This window comes from Microvirga yunnanensis, from assembly GCF_025460875.1.
Genome location: NZ_JAMXFI010000025.1, coordinates 47,340 through 64,932 on the forward strand (window position 1 = coordinate 47,340; position 17,593 = coordinate 64,932).

At 66.2% G+C, this 17,593-nt stretch carries 11 protein-coding genes; 9 read left to right on the forward strand and 2 right to left on the reverse strand.

Annotation, left to right across the window (positions count from 1 at the left end; genetic code table 11):
• Positions 1–147: 147 nt before the first annotated feature.
• Both NF876_RS14640 and treZ read right to left on the reverse strand, forming a co-directional pair.
• Positions 148–4,992 (reverse strand): malto-oligosyltrehalose synthase, encoded by a 4,845-nt coding sequence (locus tag NF876_RS14640; RefSeq protein WP_262269525.1) that lies wholly within the window; start codon positions 4,990–4,992, stop codon positions 148–150.
• Positions 4,989–6,809 carry a malto-oligosyltrehalose trehalohydrolase gene (gene treZ, locus NF876_RS14645; RefSeq protein WP_262269526.1) on the reverse strand — a complete coding sequence of 607 codons (1,821 nt, stop codon included), beginning with the start codon at positions 6,807–6,809 and terminating at the stop codon, positions 4,989–4,991. Before treZ ends, NF876_RS14640 begins: the two co-directional genes overlap by 4 nt.
• Before the next feature lie 256 nt (positions 6,810–7,065).
• Between treZ and glgA the strand changes: the two genes are divergently transcribed.
• The 9 genes from glgA to ureC all read left to right on the forward strand — a co-directional run bounded on the left by glgA (position 7,066) and on the right by ureC (position 17,592).
• Entirely contained in the window at positions 7,066–8,592 is a 1,527-nt protein-coding gene (gene glgA / locus NF876_RS14650; protein ID WP_262269527.1) for a glycogen synthase GlgA, read from the forward strand.
• Between the two features lie 312 nt (positions 8,593–8,904).
• Complete coding sequence (gene urtA / locus NF876_RS14655; RefSeq protein WP_262269552.1) at positions 8,905–10,161, forward strand: urea ABC transporter substrate-binding protein; 1,257 nt, start codon at positions 8,905–8,907, stop codon at positions 10,159–10,161.
• 68 nt (positions 10,162–10,229) lie between these two features.
• On the forward strand, positions 10,230–11,819 hold the full coding sequence (gene urtB / locus NF876_RS14660) for an urea ABC transporter permease subunit UrtB (RefSeq protein ID WP_373696666.1): 1,590 nt from the start codon (positions 10,230–10,232) through the stop codon (positions 11,817–11,819).
• Positions 11,816–12,952: an urea ABC transporter permease subunit UrtC gene (urtC, locus tag NF876_RS14665; protein WP_262269528.1), complete on the forward strand. Its 1,137-nt coding sequence runs from the start codon at positions 11,816–11,818 to the stop codon at positions 12,950–12,952. Before urtB ends, urtC begins: the two co-directional genes overlap by 4 nt.
• A 3-nt stretch (positions 12,953–12,955) precedes the next feature.
• Entirely contained in the window at positions 12,956–13,708 is a 753-nt protein-coding gene (gene urtD / locus NF876_RS14670) for an urea ABC transporter ATP-binding protein UrtD (RefSeq protein WP_262269529.1), read from the forward strand.
• Positions 13,709–13,710: 2 nt separating this feature from the next.
• Positions 13,711–14,406, forward strand: a complete 696-nt coding sequence (gene urtE / locus NF876_RS14675) for an urea ABC transporter ATP-binding subunit UrtE (protein WP_262269554.1) — start codon at positions 13,711–13,713, stop codon at positions 14,404–14,406.
• Complete coding sequence (locus NF876_RS14680; RefSeq protein WP_262269530.1) at positions 14,381–15,235, forward strand: urease accessory protein UreD; 855 nt, start codon at positions 14,381–14,383, stop codon at positions 15,233–15,235. The genes urtE and NF876_RS14680 overlap by 26 nt, the downstream gene beginning before the upstream one ends.
• A 9-nt stretch (positions 15,236–15,244) precedes the next feature.
• Complete coding sequence (locus tag NF876_RS14685; protein WP_262269531.1) at positions 15,245–15,865, forward strand: urease subunit gamma; 621 nt, start codon at positions 15,245–15,247, stop codon at positions 15,863–15,865.
• A complete protein-coding gene (ureC, locus tag NF876_RS14690; RefSeq protein ID WP_262269532.1) occupies positions 15,865–17,592 on the forward strand; it encodes an urease subunit alpha in 1,728 nt (575 codons plus the stop codon). Before NF876_RS14685 ends, ureC begins: the two co-directional genes overlap by 1 nt.
• The last annotated feature ends 1 nt before the right edge of the window (position 17,593 follow it).

Below are 17,593 nucleotides of genomic sequence, written 5' to 3' on the forward strand. Positions count from 1 at the left end.
TGCTGTCCCGTGGCCGCCGACGAGCGGCCTCGTCCCATGGCAATCCGCTGAGAGATCTCATTATGGAGCACGCCAAGGCTTGGACCAGAACCATCGGGGTCCTCTCGCCGAGGTTGCGGCTATCTTTGTTAATGCGCCGCGCCCGCCTCACTCACGCTTCAGGACGAGGAAGGGAACGGAGGACATGAGCGACGCAATCTGATGCCGATCGCCGTCGATAAGACTATCGTCTCCTGTGAGAATGTTGCGCCACCGTCCGTGAGGCAGAGAAATTGCCGCGTTGCCCCAGACGGATGGATCGACGACCGGGCTTTCCGTGCGCAACACCTCGCTCCAGAGGCGGGGCACGACGACCACCAGGGCCGCCTCGCCCTGCTGTCTGACGAACGCGATGAGGCGAGAGTCCTGCTCGCCCTCGGTCGACAGGGGCTGGTAGCCGCCCTCGGCGTAGAGTGTGGGAGATTGGGCACGATCGTGAAGCAGCCTCATCAGGACATGCTGCTTGATCCGCCCGTCCGGCCAGGTTTTCAGAAGCGTGGACAAGGGCTCGTTCGCGGCGAGCGCCGCCCTGCGGGATTCGTAGTCCACCGGGCGGCGGTTGTCCGGATCCACGAGCGAGAAATCCCAGAACTCGGTCCCCTGATAGATGTCGGGTACGCCCGGCAGCGTCATCTTCAGGATGGTCCGCGACAGACCGTTCAGCATGCCGAGAAGGGCGAGGCGCCGGCCCAAAGGCCGCAGGCGATCGAGGATGGGTGCGGCGGGATCGAGCGCGGCATGGAGGAGCCTGCGGGCCGCCCCTTCATACGCGTCGTTCGGAGCCACCCAGCTCGTATGCCGCTTGGCCTCCCGAAGAGCTTTGGTGAGGTATTCCTCCATACGTTCCCGAAACGCCGCAAGCGGCTCGCTGTCGGGCTTCTCAAGAAGCTCCAGGGGCCATGCGCCGAGCAGGGCCTGGAGCAGGATCACCTGGTCGTTCGCGTCGGGCGCGGTCGCTCCATCCGTCTGCGACAGGTGAGGGGCAGCAGCCTCGCGCCAGAGATCGAGAGCCCGCTCCCATTCCTCGGGCATCTCGGACAGGGCGAGAAGACGCGCCCGCGCATCCTCGCCGCGCTTCGTGTCATGGGTCGCGGTGGCGATCATGGCGTGGGGCCAGTCGCGGGCGCGGTCCGCATTCGCCCGGTGGAAGGCGTCGGGAGAGAGGCCGAAATGACCCGGGTCGCCGCCGACTTCATTGAGGGCGATCAGGCGGCCATAGCGGTAGAACAAAGTGTCTTCCAGGCTCTTGGCCATGACGGGACCGGTCAGCTGCTGGAACCGCCGCCGGAATCGCCGGATATCGGCCGGATCCGCCACCGCCTTGCCGAGGAGGGCGGAGGCGATGAAGGCGTGGACGCTGCGATCCGCCAGGGTGCTGGCCTCCTGGGCCGCCCGGATGGTCTCGCCGATCAATGCGATGTCTGCGGCTGCCGGGTCCCCGTCGCGGAGATAGCTGCGGTAGACCGGGAAGGCCGCGATGATCTCGATCAGGGCCCGGCGGAGGGAGAAGGCCGTATAGTCCCGCGTGCGCCGGTCGGCGTCCGCAATCGCCTTGATGTCGGAGACGAGAACCTCCAGCTCGCTGGCGAAGTTCTTCTCGGTGATCTCGACCTTGGCGAGTTTCAGCAGGTCGTCATAGGAGCCCTGAAGTCCCGAGGCTCGCCGATAGAGGCGCTCGAACCAGTCACCCGCCCGCGCATTCACCAGCACGCCGTCGATCACGTTGAGCACGTCGTAACCCGACGTTCCGGCCACCGGCCAGGGGCGGAGCTCCTCGCCGGGCTCCAGGATCTTCTCGACCGCCACGTAGAAGCCAGGTCCCACCTTCCGCTGGAGCGCGCAGGCATAGCCCTCCGGATCGGCGAGGCCGTCGATATGGTCGATCCGCAGACCGTGGACGAGACCCTCGTTGACGAGACGGACGATGAGCTCATGCGTCTTCTCGAAGATTTCCGGGATCTCGACCCGGATGCCGGCCAGGGTGTTGATGTCGAAGAAGCGGCGGTAGTTGATGTCGCTCGATGCCACCCGCCAGTAGGAGAGGCGGTAGGCCTGTGCTTCGAGGAGGCGATGCAGGGCGTTGAAACTCTCAGGGTGCCCGGAAACGCCGTTGAGGGCTGCAACGGCGCTCTCGATGGCCTTCTTCAGTCCGGGGGAGGTGCCGACTGCTTGCGCGAGGTCGCGCTTCAGCCGTTCTCCTTGATCCGGCAGGTCGGCTTGGCCACCGCGTGATGCGCCGTCCTCCAGCGCCCGCAGGCGCTCCGTGATGCGACGCAACTCTCCCGCCTTCGCCGGATCGTCCAGGATGGCCAGCGTGCGGTCGAGAATCGCCGGATAGGTCGTCGGGCAGATCGGAAAGCGGTGCTCCCAGTGCCAGACGCTGAAGGAGCCTTGCGCCGCATCGAACTTCAGCTCCAGTTCGCCCTTCTCCAGAACCTCGCCGTAGAGCCCGCCCAGGGACGGAACGATGAGCTTGCCGTCGGCGCCTGGCCGCTCCCAGTCGATGTCGAAGGCCCGGGCCACGGGCGAGAGCCGGCCCCATTCCAGCACCGAGAGCCACCAGCCGTTGTCCTTCCCGCCGACGCCCATGTGGTTGGGCACGATGTCGAGGACGAGCTTGAGGCCGTGCTTCTTGAGAGCATCGGAGAGGCGGCGGAACCCGGCCTCGCCGCCGAGTTCCGGGTTGATCGTCGAATGGTCGACGATGTCATATCCGTGGGTGGATCCCGGGGCTGCGGTCTGGATCGGCGAGGAATAGACGTGGCTGATGCCGAGATCGGCCAGATAGGGCACGATCTTCACCGCGTCGTCGAAGGTGAAGTCCTTGTGGAACTGCAGGCGGTAGGTTGCCCGCGGCGGCGGCGAGGCGAGGGCGTTTCGACGGGAACGGACGTCCCGCCCTTCCTCGCACAGGGCGACGGCGAGCCGGGGCATCAGGCCGCCGGGCGCGCCGATGGACTCGATCGTGTTCGACAGGCGCCGGCGCCAGTTGGGGTGGCCCACATCCATGCCCGGCATGTTGGGCTGGTTCAGCTCGCCCGAAGCGTCTTCGATCTGCAGACCCGTCAATACCGACGACGTGCGGCCGAGATAACGGATTGTTTCTTCGAGGGGCGGCGTCTCCGGAACCTGCGCAGACGCAAGGAGACCCTCCTGGGCGAGGGCCTCGGCGAGGTGCCGCTTGTCGGCTGCCCGCGCGAGGCGCTCGTCGGCCGCCTGCGCCGGCTCGAAGATGCCCAGCGTCTGGCGCAGGTCGATGTCGAGGCCACGCCACCAGCCGGCAAAGGTCGGCAGGTCGTGGGTGGTGAGGACGGCGAGCGCCGAGCGGGGATAATCGCCCGGCCCCTTGAAGGCCGCTCCCTCCCGTTCGAAGGGCAGCACCCGGTAGCTCAGGACGCCCGATTCCATGATGGCGTCGGAGAAGCCTTCCGGAGCCGTGCCGAGATCCTCGGCGATCACCAGGCACTGGGCGCGGTGGCTCTCCACGCGCAGGACCGCGAGCATCGCCTCGAACGGGTAATCCACATAGGCGCCCTGAGACGCGGAAGCTCCCGAAGGGATGAGAAACAGCCGCTGAAGCTGAAACGCGTGGTCGATCCGGATTGCGCCCGCATGGCGCATGTTGGCCGCCACGAGATCGCGGAAGGCGGCCAGCCCCTGCTCCTCCAGGGTCAGCGGGTTGAAGGGCGGCAGACCCCAATCCTGGCCCTGAGGGCCGAGCGGATCCGGCGGCGCTCCGATGGAGAGTTTCGGGGCATAGCGCTCCGGCGCGGCCCAGATCTCGGATCCGCCCCCATCGGCGCCCACGGCGAGATCCCGGTAAAGGCCGATGGGCAGGCCCGCTTCATGGGCCCGCTCGGCCGCCTGCGCGAGCTGGAGGTCGGCCACCCATTGCAGCCAGGCATGGAACGCCACCCGGTCCGGGTGGTCCAGGCGGAAACGCCGGACCGCCACGGAATGGACCGAGCGGTATTCCTCCGGCCAATCGCCGATCCAGAACCGCCCCTGATCCCGGAAATGTTCCGACAGCGCCTCGAAGGTGGCGTGCGCCTCCAGGGCCTCGCCGCCTGCGCGCCGGAAGGCCTCGAAGGCGAGATGGTCGCCCGATGTCCGATGATGCGCCCACAGGGCCTCAAGCAGCGGACGCTTGACCGCCCAGACGTCGGCATAGTCGATCAGCTGAGCGCGCCTGAGCCGGGCAAGCCGCTCCTGAAGGTCGGGGGCTTCCAGAAGTCCCTGGGCGCCGCTCTCGACGAAGCCCTCCACGGCGGTCGGGTCGACATAGAGGGACTCGAGGAACAGGCGCGAGGATGGGGAATAGGGCGAAATCTTCGAGCGATCCGAGGCGAAGAGCGCGTGAACGGGGCTCAAGCCGAGGAACGCCCCGCCGAGGCGGCCGACAGTCTCGGACAACAGGGCCACGTCGGCATAGTCGCCGATTCCGAAATCCCGCTCCGAGCGCAGGGAATAGATCTGGGCGGCCGCGCCCCAGAGCCGGGCTTCTCCTTGAAGGGCCTCGGGCTCGAAGCATCGGGACGGGGCCGCGATGATCGTCGTCTCCCTGTCGCCCAGCCGGAAGCGATGGTAGCCCATCGGCAGGGCGGGAATGTCGACGGCAGCGTCAGTCCTGGCAAGCCGCCCTTCATGGACCGCGCCGTCCTCCTCGATCAGGATCCAGGACAGGGGCCCGGGCGCGGCGCGGAAGGCGAGGGTCGCGGCCTTGTCCGCATCGACCGTGACCACGGCCGGGACCGGCCCGCGCTTCAAACGTTCCAGCCGGGCCAGGCTCTCCTGTGCGCCTGCCTCGGACCAAACGTCGAGGCCCAGCGCGGCGAGGAGCGCCTGCCGGGTCGACGGGCTCGTCTCGACGCTCTGGCCGAACGCGTCGGTGTAGTCGGGCGAGATACCGACAAGGGCGGCCATGCGCTCCACGAGAGCGTCCAGCTTGCTCATGCCGATTGTCCTTTCAGGATGATGCCGGACCAGGGGGGAAGTCGCAGGTTCGTGCCGACCGGGTCGACACCCGGACTGGACCAGAGCACGCGCGCCCCGTTCTCGAAGGTCCCGCTCACGGGCGCTTCGCCGAAATTCGCGAGAAGGCGAAGGGATCCGCCGGCGAAGGTCCAGGTCACGTCGAGCGTCTTGTCCGGCGACAGCTTGTAGTCCGAGCCGCCATATTCGCTCTTGAGCAGCGGAACGATCTCCGTCCGCCTCAGATCGAGGAGATGACGGGTCTGGGACAGAACCTCCCGGTGCGGTGACCGGCCCGTCTCCGACCAGTCGATCCGGGATTGCTCGAAGGTGCTCCGGTCCGTGGGATCGGGGATTTTCTGAGACATCTCCGGATCGGTGAAGGCCTTGAAGCGCTTGAACTCGCCCCGCCGCCCGTCCCGGACGGCCTTTGCCAGATCGGGCTCGCTTTCGAAATCGACGAAGAACTGGAACGGCGTCGAGGCTCCCCATTCCTCGCCCATGAAGAGCAGCGGAATCTGAGGCGAGAGAAGGAAGATGCCTTGCGCCAGAGCGAGCCGATCCGGCGGGATCAGGTGCGACAGGCGCTCGCCGAAGGCCCGGTTGCCGACCTGGTCGTGGTTCTGCAGGAACGCCACGAAGGCGCTCGGCGGCAGATGGCCCGATTTCTCGCCACGAACGACGCCATCCTTGTGAGGCGAGGGATCGCCCTGATAGGCGAAGCCTTCCGCCAGCGCACGGCCGAGATGCTGGAGCGGCCTGTTCGCGTAATCCTCGTAGTATCCCTCGTTCTCGCCGGTCAGGAGGGCATGCCAGGAATTGTGGATGTCGTCCGCCCACTGCGCCGTGTGAAGCCTCGGCTTGAGCTCGTCGTCTCGGCCGAGCCAGCGCGCCTGGTTGGCCTCGTTCTCGAGCACGAGATGGACATGGCGGCCGGGCACCGCCCGGCGGATGCGGTTCGCCAGCTCCTCGATGAAGTGCGGATTCCCATCATCGGTAATGGCGTGGACCGCATCGAATCGCAGGCCGTCGATGTGGAATTCCTCGAGCCAGTAGAGCGCGTTGTGGAAGAAGAAGTCGCGGACCACGGAGCTGCCTTCGCCGTCCACGTTGATGCCGGCGCCCCAGGGGGTCGGATGCCGTTCGGTGAAGAAGGTCTTCGCATAGGCGTGGAGATAGTTCCCGGACGGCCCGAAATGGTTGTAGACCACGTCGAGGAACACCATCAGGCCGAGCTCATGTGCCCGCTCCACGAGGCGCTTCAGGTCCTCAGGGCTGCCATAGGCCGCGTCCGGAGCATAGGGCAGGACCCCGTCATAGCCCCAGTTGCGCCGGCCGGGGAACTCGCCGATCGGCATGAGCTCGATCGCCGTGACACCGAGGTCGCGCAGACCCTCGAGCTTGGCCATCAGGCCCGCATAGGTGCCCTCGGGCGTGGCGGTGCCCACATGGACCTCGTAGAGGACGGTTTCCTCCCAGGGTCGGCCTGTCCACGCGGAATCCGACCATTCGAAGGATAGCGGGTCGACGACGAGGCTGAGCCCGTGGACGTCGTCGGGCTGAAAGCGGGATGCGGGGTCAGGAACGGTGAGCTTGCCGTCGATCTTGTATCCGTAGCGGCTCCCCGGGCGAGCCTCCGGCGATATGACGCGGTACCAGCCGTCCCGGTCCGCGCTCAGCGGCAATTCGGACCCGTCGAGAACGAGACGCACATCGCCGGCCGTTGGCGCCCACAGGGCAAAGCGAACGCCATCGGGGGTTATCTCAGCCCCGAAGGGCATGGAGTGAACACGCCGCATCTGATCTCCGGAAAACATCGAGGAAAGCACTTGCGAACGAGCATGATAAGGCAATGTTCCAGGGGCCGGCAAAAAAACGGCCAAGCTCGCATCCAGGCACCCCAAGCTATGCAGTAAGCGAATGGGAAATCCGTCCGATCGGGCTAGCCAGAAATTTTTTGAAATTTCTTCGGAACCATTTCGCAGGTGCGAGAGTTAGACAGCGCGACTGCCTGTGGCGCGGGGGGTCGCTGGGGATCGCGCCGCCTGAGCGAACATGCTGGAATCATTTCAACTGGAAGCCCGTGGGGCTTACCCGACGGTGGCGCATGCCGAATTGCAGGGCGGCGTCCAGCCGTCGATTTCGGTCAAACGCCGTCAGTCCATTCTTTTCGTGACATCCGAAATCGCCGATTACATCAAGGCAGGCGGTCTCGGTGAAGTGTCGGCCGCCTTGCCGCGCGCGCTCCGTCATCACTACGACGTGCGCATCCTGATCCCGGGCTATCGTCAGGTTCTGGCGGCGATCGGCCATGTCGAGGAAATCGCGCGGCTGCCGGCCTCCTACGGCATTCCCGCCTGCGGCCTGGGGCGCGGCACGACGCAGGACGGCTTGACCGTTTACGTTCTGCTCTGCCCCGAGCTCTACGATCGTGACGGCTCGCCTTACGTGGACGGCTTCGGTGCGGACTGGAGCGACAACGACATCCGTTTCGCGCGGCTCGGCCTTGCGGCCGCGGATATCGCCTGCGGCAATGGCGACCATCTGTGGCGCGCCGATCTTCTCCACCTCAATGACTGGCCGTCGGGACTCGCATCGGCCTATCTCGCCTGGCGCGGGCAGCACATCCCGACGATCCTGACCATTCACAACCTGGCCTATCAGGGCATCTTCGACCGCAACCGGCTGTCTCATCTCGGCATTCCCGACGCGGCCTTCCAGATCAACGGCGTCGAGTTCTACGGCAAGCTGTCCTTCCTGAAGGCGGGCATCTATTACTCGTCCCACATCACGACGGTCAGCTCCACCTATGCCCACGAGATCACCCGGCCGGAATTCGGGTGCGGTCTCGACGGGCTGCTGCGGACTTGTGCGGAACAGGGAAGGCTGGACGGCATCATCAACGGCATCGACGCGAGCTGGGATCCGAGCACGGATCCCTATCTCGTCAGCCCGTTCTCGGCCGAGAACTGCCGGGGCAAGCGCGCCAACGCCAACAATGTGCGCGAGAATTTCGGACTCGCCCTGTCGAGCGGGCCGCTCTTTGCGGTCGTCTCCCGGCTGGTCCACCAGAAGGGCGTTGATCTTGCCATCTCGGCGGCCGAGACCATCGTGTCGCAGGGCGGCCAGATCGCCGTCATCGGTCAGGGCGAGCCGCGCTTCGAGGCCGAGCTTAAGGCGCTCGCAAACCGCCATCCCGGCTCGGTCGGCGTCAAGATCGGCTATGACGAGGGAGACGCGCGGCGCATGTATGCGGGCAGCGACTTCCTGCTCATGCCGTCGCGGTTCGAGCCCTGCGGTCTCAGCCAGATGTACGCGCAGCGCTTCGGCTCGCTGCCGATCGCTCATAAGACCGGCGGCCTTGCCGATACCATCGAGGATGGCGTCAACGGTTTCCTCTTCGGCGAGCCGTCGCTGAACCGCTTCAAGGATGCGATCAAGCGCGGGCTCGAGGCGTTCCGCTCGCGTCCACGCCTGACCGCCATGCGCCGCGCTGCCATGAAGCGGCCGCATGGTTGGGACCGCTCCGCATCGCGGTATCAGGAGGTCTACGAACGGGCACGTCAGGCGGCGCTTGCGTGACCCTAGCCGCACATGGATCGCTGAGAGAATGGGCTGAACCCGCGTTCAGCCCATTTTTCGTTCAACACGACCATTCGACGGTCATCCCTGTCATGATGTTGCAGCCTTATTCTTAAGCCTGTGCCGCTTTTTCGGGCAAAGCAAGCATGCGCGGTTTTCCCGCGTCCTTCGTCCGGAGGCTCCGACACTCTGCGCCGCCGGAGGAGATCGTTGCTGGCATGGTTCTTGCGTTAGGTCCCGCTGCTGCACCTGAAACAGGGCAGCCAAGGGAGAGGACCTATGTCGATGTTGAATGTGACCCGCAGACACCTCATGGCGCTGGCCTCTGCCGCGCTGGTTTCCGGCGCCGTGATGGGAACGGCGCAGGCGCAGGAGACCATCAAGGTCGGTGTCCTGCATTCCCTGTCCGGCACGATGGCGATCAGCGAGACGACGCTGAAGGACGTCATGCTGATGCTCATCGAGGAGCAGAACAAGAAGGGCGGTCTGCTCGGCAAGAAGCTCGAGGCCGTCGTGGTCGATCCGGCCTCCAACTGGCCGCTCTTCGCCGAGAAGGCGCGCGAATTGATCAGCCAGAACAAGGTCTCGGCGGTGTTCGGATGCTGGACATCCGTGTCGCGCAAGTCCGTGCTGCCGGTGTTCAAGGAGCTCAACAGCATCCTCTTCTACCCGGTGCAGTACGAAGGCGAGGAGAGCGAGCGCAACGTGTTCTATACGGGTGCTGCGCCGAACCAGCAGGCGATTCCCGCAGTCGACTACCTGGCCAAGGAAGAGAAGGTCGAGCGCTGGGTACTCGCCGGAACCGACTACGTCTATCCACGCACGACCAACAAGATTCTCGAATCCTATCTGAAGTCCAAAGGCGTGAAGGCTGAGGACATCATGATCAACTACACGCCGTTCGGCCATTCCGACTGGCAGACCATCGTGGCGGACATCAAGAAGTTCGGCTCGGCCGGCAAGAAGACCGCCGTGGTCTCCACGATCAACGGCGATGCCAACGTGCCGTTCTACAAGGAACTCGCCAACCAGGGCGTGAAGGCGACCGACATTCCGGTCGTGGCCTTCTCGGTCGGCGAGGAGGAACTCGCCGGCATCGACACGAAGCCGCTCGTCGGCCACCTGGCGGCCTGGAACTACTTCCAGTCGGTCGATACGCCGGAGAACAAGGCCTTCATCGAGAAATGGAAGGCGTTCACCAAGAACGACAAGCGCGTCACCAACGACCCGATGGAAGCGCACGTGATCGGCTTCAACATGTGGGTCAAGGCAGTGGAGAAGGCCGGCAGCACCGATCCTGACAAGGTGATCGACGCGATCGTCGGCGTCGAGGTCCCGAACCTCACGGGCGGCACGTCCAAGATGCTCCCGAACCACCACATCACCAAGCCGGTGCTGATCGGCGAGATCAAGGAGGATGGGCAGTTCGAGACCGTGTCGCAGACCGACGCGCTCGTGCCGGGCGACGCCTGGTCCAAGTATCTCGACGGCTCGAAGGACCTGATTGCCGACTGGAAGGACCTGAAGTGCGGCAACTACAACACCGTCACGAAGAAGTGCGGCGCCTGACCGCCTGACGAAAACGAGGGCGGCCGTTGCGGCCGTCCTCGCCTTGTCCTCCGTTTGAAGAAGATTGCATGACCAGCTTGCGCCGCCTTCTGCAGGCCTTCGTTCTGCTGATCGGAATGGTGTCCGCCGTCGTGGCGGGACCCTATGAAGACGCGTTGCCCAAGTTCGCGGCCGACAGCTACGCCGACACGGAGGCCGCCATCGGCGCCGTTGCCGGGAGCGGTCACGCGCAGGCGCTGAACCTCGTCGAAGCCCTGCGCGACGGGCGGCTGATGGTTGGCGCCGGGCAGGTCTATATTCGCGATGCGGCAGGTCAATTCGTGGAGGCGGCGACCGGGCGATCCATGGAGGCCCCCGCAGGCGCCAAGCCCGTGCGCGTCAATAACCGCGTCCGCCGCGCCGTCGAAGCCGCGCTCGGCAGCATGACCCTGCTCAGCCCCGATGCCGGAATACGCCTCGACGCGGCCCGCGCTGTGTTCCGCTCGCGCGATGCGGCCGCACTGCCGACCCTCGAGAAGGCCATCGGGCAGGAGAGCGACGCGGCCGTGAAGGGAGCTCTCGAGAGCGCCCGCGCGGCCGTCCTCCTGGCAAAGCCGGATGCCTCGTCGTCCGATAAGCTCGCCGCCGTGGAAACCCTCCGCGCCCGTGGCGATCAGGACGCTCTGGCGCTTCTCTCCTCCCTTCCTGAGGGAACACCCGCGGGGGTGTCGGAGGCCGCCATCAAGGCGGCCGAGGGGATCCGCTCGCGGCTGGCGCTCTGGAACGCCGTGCAGAATGTCTGGTACGGGATCTCCCTCGGGTCCGTTCTGCTGCTCGCGGCCATCGGCCTGTCCATCACCTTCGGCACCATGGGGGTCATCAACATGGCCCATGGCGAGATGGTCATGATCGGCGCCTACACGACCTTCCTGGTCCAGGAGGCGATCCGCACCCACGCGCCCGGCCTCTTCGGCGTATCGCTCTTCATCGCGCTGCCGCTCGCGTTCCTCGTGGCCGGTCTGATCGGCATCCTCATCGAGCGCACGGTCATCCGCTTCCTCTACGGGCGGGCGCTCGAGACGCTGCTCGCCACCTGGGGCATCTCGCTCATCCTGCAGCAGGGGGTGCGCACGATCTTCGGCCCCACCAACCGGGAGGTCGGAACGCCCGCCTGGATGAGCGGCGCGCTGGAGATCGGGGGCCTGAGCCTCACCTATAACCGCGTCGCCATCGTGATCTTCGCCTTTGCGGTCTTCGCCACCCTGCTGCTCGTCCTGCGCTACACGTCGCTCGGCCTCTATGTCCGGGCGGTCACCCAGAACCGGCGCATGGCGGGCTCCATGGGGATCCGGACGAACCGCATCGACGCGCTCGCCTTCGGCCTCGGATCCGGCGTGGCCGGGATCGCCGGCGTGGCGCTCTCGCAGATCGACAACGTGAGCCCCAATCTCGGGCAGGGCTACATCATCGACAGTTTCATGGTGGTCGTGTTCGGCGGCGTCGGCAATCTCTGGGGCACGCTGGTCGGCGCCATGACGCTCGGCATCGCCAACAAGCTGCTCGAGCCCTATGCGGGCGCGGTGCTCGGCAAGATCGTGCTGCTCGTTGCGATCATTCTGTTCATCCAGAGGCGTCCCCGCGGGCTCTTCGCGCTGAAAGGCAGGGCGGTCGAAGCATGACAAAGCAATCCGTGCTCGATCGTCAGAGCATCGTCATCCTCCTCCTGCTGGCCGCCGCCGCCGTGCTGGTGCCGGTGCTGAACGGCGCGGTGGCGCCGGGATCCCCGTTCCACCTGTCGGATCACCTCGTGCCGCTGCTCGGCAAGTACGTGTGCTTCGCGCTGCTCGCCCTCTCGGTCGATCTGATCTGGGGCTTCTGCGGCATCCTCTCTCTGGGACACGGCGCATTCTTCGCCCTCGGCGGCTATGCCATGGGGATGTATCTCATGCGCCAGATCGGGCCGCGCGGCGTCTATGCAGATCCGGTCCTGCCCGATTTCATGGTGTTCCTGAACTGGAAGGAGCTGCCGTGGTTCTGGCAGGGCTTCGATTGGTTCCCCTTCGCGGCTCTCATGGTGCTCGTCGTGCCGGGCATCCTCGCCTTCGTGTTCGGCTGGTTCGCCTTCCGCTCGCGGGTGACGGGCGTCTACCTGTCCATCATCACCCAGGCGATGACCTTCGCCCTGATGCTCGCGTTCTTTCGCAACGACATGGGCTTCGGCGGCAACAATGGGCTGACCGACTTCAAGGATATTCTCGGCTTCCCTATCCAGGCCGCTTCGACGCGTGTCGTCCTGTTCGTGCTCTCGGTTGCGGCGCTCGCCGGCGGGTACCTCATCTGCCGCTGGGTGGTGAACTCGAAGTTCGGCAAGGTTCTGGTGGCCGTTCGCGACGCGGAGAGCCGTACCCGCTTCCTCGGCTACCGGGTCGAGCACTACAAGCTCGCCGTCTTCACCCTTTCGGCCATGCTGGCGGGCGTCGCGGGCGCGCTCTATGTGCCGCAGGTCGGCATCATCAACCCGAGCGAGTTCGCGCCGGCCAATTCGATCGAGGTCGTCATCTGGGTGGCGGTGGGCGGCCGCGGCACCCTCGCCGGCCCGATCCTCGGCGCTCTCCTGGTCAATGCCGGCAAGACCTGGTTCACGGGCGTGCTGCCGGAGTTCTGGCTCTTCGCGCTCGGCGGCCTCTTCGTCTTCGTCACGCTCCTGATGCCCCGCGGCATACTCGGCGCCGCCAAGGATCTTTATGCCCAGGCCGGGCAGCGGCTGAAGCCGAGGCCGGTGTCCGAGCCGGTCTCGCAGGCGGCGGAGTAACCCATGAGCGCACCTGTCACCCCGGCTCTTCTCTACCTCGACAACGTGTCCGTTTCCTTCGACGGGTTTCGTGCCCTGAATGCGCTGTCGCTTGCCGTCGACCATGCGGAGATGCGGGCCATCATCGGCCCCAACGGCGCCGGCAAGACCACGATGATGGACGTGATCACCGGCAAGACGCGCCCGAACGAGGGCACGGCCCTGTTCGAGGGCTCCCACGACCTGACCGCGCTCGACGAGGCCGCCATCGCGGAGCTCGGCATCGGCCGCAAGTTCCAGACGCCGACCGTCTTCGAGATGCACAGCGTCGAGGACAACATTCTGCTCGCCCTCAAGGATAACCGCTCTCCCTTGGCGACCCTGCTGTCGCGGCGCACGGCCCGCGAGCGGGAGCGGATCGATGCGTTGCTCGAGCGCGTGCGCCTGACCGCCCATCGCCGCCGCAAGGCCGGAGAATTGTCGCATGGACAGAAGCAGTGGCTCGAAATCGGCATGCTGCTGGCGCAGCAGCCCAAGCTCCTCCTGATCGACGAGCCCGCTGCGGGAATGACGGATCAGGAGACCGCCGACACGGCCGATCTCCTGCGCGACATCGCCAGGACCCAGGCGGTCATCGTGGTCGAGCACGACATGACCTTCGTGCGCGATCTCGGCGTGAAGGTCACGTGCCTGCACGAGGGCTCGGTGCTGGCCGAGGGAACGCTCGACGCCGTGAGCGCCAACGAGCGTGTCGTGGAGGTCTATCTGGGGCGATGACGATGCTGTCTGTGGAGAACCTCTCCCTGTATTACGGCGCCGCGCAGGCGCTGCGCGGTGTGTCCGTCTCCGCGTCCGTCGGCGAGGTCACCTGCGTGCTCGGCCGGAACGGCGTCGGCAAGACGTCGCTCCTGCGCGCCATCGCCGGGCACCGGCCGATTGCCGGCGGCAGCATCCGGTTCGACGGTCGGGACATCGCGCGCCTGAAGCCGTTCGAGCGGGCGGCACTCGGCATCGCCTACGTGCCGCAGGGCCGGGAGATCTTTCCGCTCCTGACCGTCAAGGAGAACCTCGAGACGGGCTTCGCGCCGCTCAGGCGCGGCGAGAAGCGGATTCCCGACGAGGTCTTCGAGCTCTTTCCGGTCCTGAAGTCCATGCTGGGCCGCCGGGGCGGCGACCTCTCCGGCGGCCAGCAGCAGCAGCTCGCGATCGGGCGGGCGCTCGTCACCCGTCCGCGCCTGCTCGTGCTCGACGAGCCGACGGAGGGGATCCAGCCGTCGATCATCAAGGATATCGGCCGGGCGATTGCCTACTTGCGCGAACGGAAGGATATGGCCATCCTCCTGGTCGAGCAATATTTCGACTTCGCGCGCGACTTGGCCGACCGGTTCGTGGTGATGGAGCGCGGCGAGATCGTGCAGGATGGCGACCGCTCGGCGCTCGAGGGAGACGATGTACGTCAGCGCTTGGCCATTTGATGGCAGTTCCCAGCCGGTCTCTCAACAGCGTCAGCGTGCCGTCGGACGGGTTGCGTTCAGTGCGGCGGGCCTGGGCGGCCGCACGCGGCCCATGCGGATCGAGGAGAGCGGATCCATGAGGATCAGGCTCCCGAAGGGCGAGGGGCGCGGGCTCGATGCCGTTCTCGTCAACACGGCGGGAGGCATCGCCTGCGGGGATCATTTTTCCGTCGCGGTCGAGGCGCGCTCAGGCGCGGTCGTCACCGTGGCGACGCCGGCCGCCGAGAAGGTCTACCGCTCGGACGGGCCGGTGGCGGAGCTGTCCGTCGATCTGAAGGTGGGGTCCGGTGGTCGGCTCGATTGGCTGCCGCAGGAAACCATTCTGTTCCACCAGGCGCGCCTGCGCCGCAGCCTCGCGGCCGACATGCCCGAGGATGCGCGCCTGACCCTGTTCGAGGCCATCGTGTTCGGGCGCGAGGCGCGCGACGAGCACGTCACGGACGGTCTGTTCGAGGATCGCTGGCGCATCCGGCGGGGAGGGCGCCTCGTCTACGCCGACACGCTGCGCCTCGACGGGCCAATCGCCGACCGCCTCCGGAAGCCCAGCGTCGCAAAGGGCGCCCGCGCCCTTGCAACGATGATCCATGTGGCGCCGGACGCCGAGGCGCGGCTCGACGAGGTGCGCGACCACCTCTCCTCCACCGGCGGCTGCGAGGCGGCGGCGAGTGCCTGGAACGGGCTGCTCGTCGTCCGCTTCTGCGCCATGACCAGCGATTCGCTGCGCAGGGCCGCTGTCCCGTTTCTGCTCGCCTTCCGCGGCGAGCCATTGCCCCGCGTCTGGCTCAGCTAGGGTCGAACCATGCAACTCACTCCCCGTGAAAAAGACAAGCTCCTGATCGCCATGGCGGCCATGGTGGCCCGCCGCCGGCTGGAGCGCGGCGTCAGGCTCAATCATCCGGAAGCCATCGCTCTCATCACCGACACGGTCGTGGAGGGCGCGCGTGACGGGCGCTCCGTCGCGGAGCTGATGGAGGCCGGCGCGCACGTGATCACGGCCGATCAGGTCATGGAAGGCGTCGCCGAGATGATCCATGACGTCCAGGTGGAGGCGACCTTTCCCGATGGCACCAAGCTCGTGACCGTGCATCACCCGATCCGGGGCGCAGCCTCGAAGGACGTGCCCGGCGAGGTGACCGCGCAGGATGGTGAGATCGTCTTCAACGAGGGCGCCGAGCGCACCGTGATCACCGTCGCCAATACCGGGGACCGGCCGATCCAGGTCGGCAGCCACTATCATTTCTTCGAAACCAATCCGGCCCTATCGTTCGACCGGGAGAAGGCGCGCGGCATGCGTCTCGACATCGTGCCCGGCACGGCGGTGCGCTTTGAGCCCGGCGCCACGCGCGAGGTGGCGCTCGTTCCGCTCTCCGGGAGGCGCGAGGTCCACGGGTTCCGTCAGGCCGTGATGGGAGCGCTCTGATGTCGAACGCGAGAAAGCCCGCTTCCCTCTCGAGGTCCGGTTATGCCGACATGTTCGGTCCCACCACGGGAGACCGCATCCGCCTCGCGGACACGGCCTTGGTGATCGAGGTGGAGAAGGACTTCACCACCTATGGCGAGGAGGTCAAGTTCGGCGGCGGCAAGGTCATCCGCGACGGGATGGGGCAGTCGCAGGCGGCCCGCGCCCATGGGGCCGTCGATACGGTCATCACCAATGCGGTGATCCTCGACCATTGGGGCATCGTGAAAGCCGATATCGGCATCACGGGCGGGCGGATCGCCGCCATCGGCAAGGCCGGCAATCCGGACGTGCAGCCCAACGTCGACATCGTCATCGGGCCGGGCACGGAGATCATCGCCGGGGAGGGCAAGATCATCACCGCCGGCGGCTTCGACTCCCACATCCACTTCATCTGCCCGCAGCAGATCGAGGAGGCGCTCATGTCGGGCATCACCACGATGCTCGGGGGCGGCACGGGACCTGCGACCGGCACCTTCGCCACCACCTGCACGCCGGGGCCGTGGCACATCGCCCGCATGATCGAGGCCGCCGATGCCTTTCCCATGAACCTCGCCTTCACGGGCAAGGGCAATGCTTCGAAACCCCATGCTCTGGAGGAGATGATCGAGGCCGGCGCCTGCGCGCTCAAGCTGCACGAGGACTGGGGCACGACACCGGCGGCGATCGATTGCTGCCTGTCGGTGGCCGATGCCTATGACGTGCAGGTGATGATCCACACCGACACGCTCAACGAATCCGGCTTCGTCGAGGACACGATCGCAGCCTTCAAGGGCCGCACGATCCATGCCTTCCACACGGAGGGCGCAGGCGGCGGGCATGCGCCGGACATCATCAAGGTGGCTGGCCTGCCCAACGTGCTGCCGTCCTCCACCAACCCGACGCGACCCTATACGGTGAACACCATCGACGAGCATCTCGACATGCTCATGGTCTGCCATCACCTGTCGCCGTCGATCCCCGAGGATCTTGCCTTCGCGGAGAGCCGAATCCGCAAGGAGACGATCGCCGCGGAAGACATCCTGCACGACATCGGCGCGCTCTCGATGATGTCGTCCGACAGCCAGGCCATGGGGCGCGTTGGCGAGGTGATCATCCGCACGTGGCAGACCGCACACAAGATGAAGGTCCAGCGCGGTGCGCTGCCGGGCGACAGCGGCGGCAACGACAACTTCCGCGCCCGGCGCTACGTGGCGAAATACACGATCAACCCGGCCATTGCCCATGGCGTGTCCCGGCACATCGGTTCGGTCGAGGTCGGCAAGCTTGCCGATCTCGTGGTCTGGACCCCGGCCTTCTTCGGCGTGAAGCCCGATCTCGTGCTCAAAGGCGGCGCCATCGCGGCCGCCCTGATGGGCGACCCCAACGCGTCGATTCCGACGCCGCAGCCGGTCCATTACCGGCCGATGTTCGGCGCCTATGGCCGGGCGCTCGCCACGACATCGCTCACCTTCGTGTCGAAGGCCGCGGTGGAGAACGGGCTCGCGGCAAAGCTCGGCGTCCAGAAGCCGCTCGTCGCGGTCGAGAACGTCCGCGGCGGGATCGGCAAGAAGGACATGGTGCATAACGATGCGACCCCGGTCATCGAGGTCGATCCCGAAACCTACGACGTCCGTGCCGATGGCGAGCTGCTCGTCTGCGAACCCGCGACAATCCTTCCCATGGCTCAACGATACTTCCTGTTCTGAC

Bases quoted from the DNA above. Each gene is read 5' to 3' on its own strand.
- NF876_RS14640 (WP_262269525.1), bottom strand. From the start codon at position 4,992: ATGAGCAAGCTGGACGCTCTCGTGGAGCGCATGGCCGCCCTTGTCGGT.
- treZ (WP_262269526.1), bottom strand. From the start codon at position 6,809: ATGCGGCGTGTTCACTCCATGCCCTTCGGGGCTGAGATAACCCCCGAT.
- glgA (WP_262269527.1), top strand. From the start codon at position 7,066: ATGCTGGAATCATTTCAACTGGAAGCCCGTGGGGCTTACCCGACGGTG.
- urtA (WP_262269552.1), top strand. From the start codon at position 8,905: ATGGCGCTGGCCTCTGCCGCGCTGGTTTCCGGCGCCGTGATGGGAACG.
- urtB (WP_373696666.1), top strand. From the start codon at position 10,230: ATGACCAGCTTGCGCCGCCTTCTGCAGGCCTTCGTTCTGCTGATCGGA.
- urtC (WP_262269528.1), top strand. From the start codon at position 11,816: ATGACAAAGCAATCCGTGCTCGATCGTCAGAGCATCGTCATCCTCCTC.
- urtD (WP_262269529.1), top strand. From the start codon at position 12,956: ATGAGCGCACCTGTCACCCCGGCTCTTCTCTACCTCGACAACGTGTCC.
- urtE (WP_262269554.1), top strand. From the start codon at position 13,711: ATGCTGTCTGTGGAGAACCTCTCCCTGTATTACGGCGCCGCGCAGGCG.
- NF876_RS14680 (WP_262269530.1), top strand. From the start codon at position 14,381: ATGTACGTCAGCGCTTGGCCATTTGATGGCAGTTCCCAGCCGGTCTCT.
- NF876_RS14685 (WP_262269531.1), top strand. From the start codon at position 15,245: ATGCAACTCACTCCCCGTGAAAAAGACAAGCTCCTGATCGCCATGGCG.
- ureC (WP_262269532.1), top strand. From the start codon at position 15,865: ATGTCGAACGCGAGAAAGCCCGCTTCCCTCTCGAGGTCCGGTTATGCC.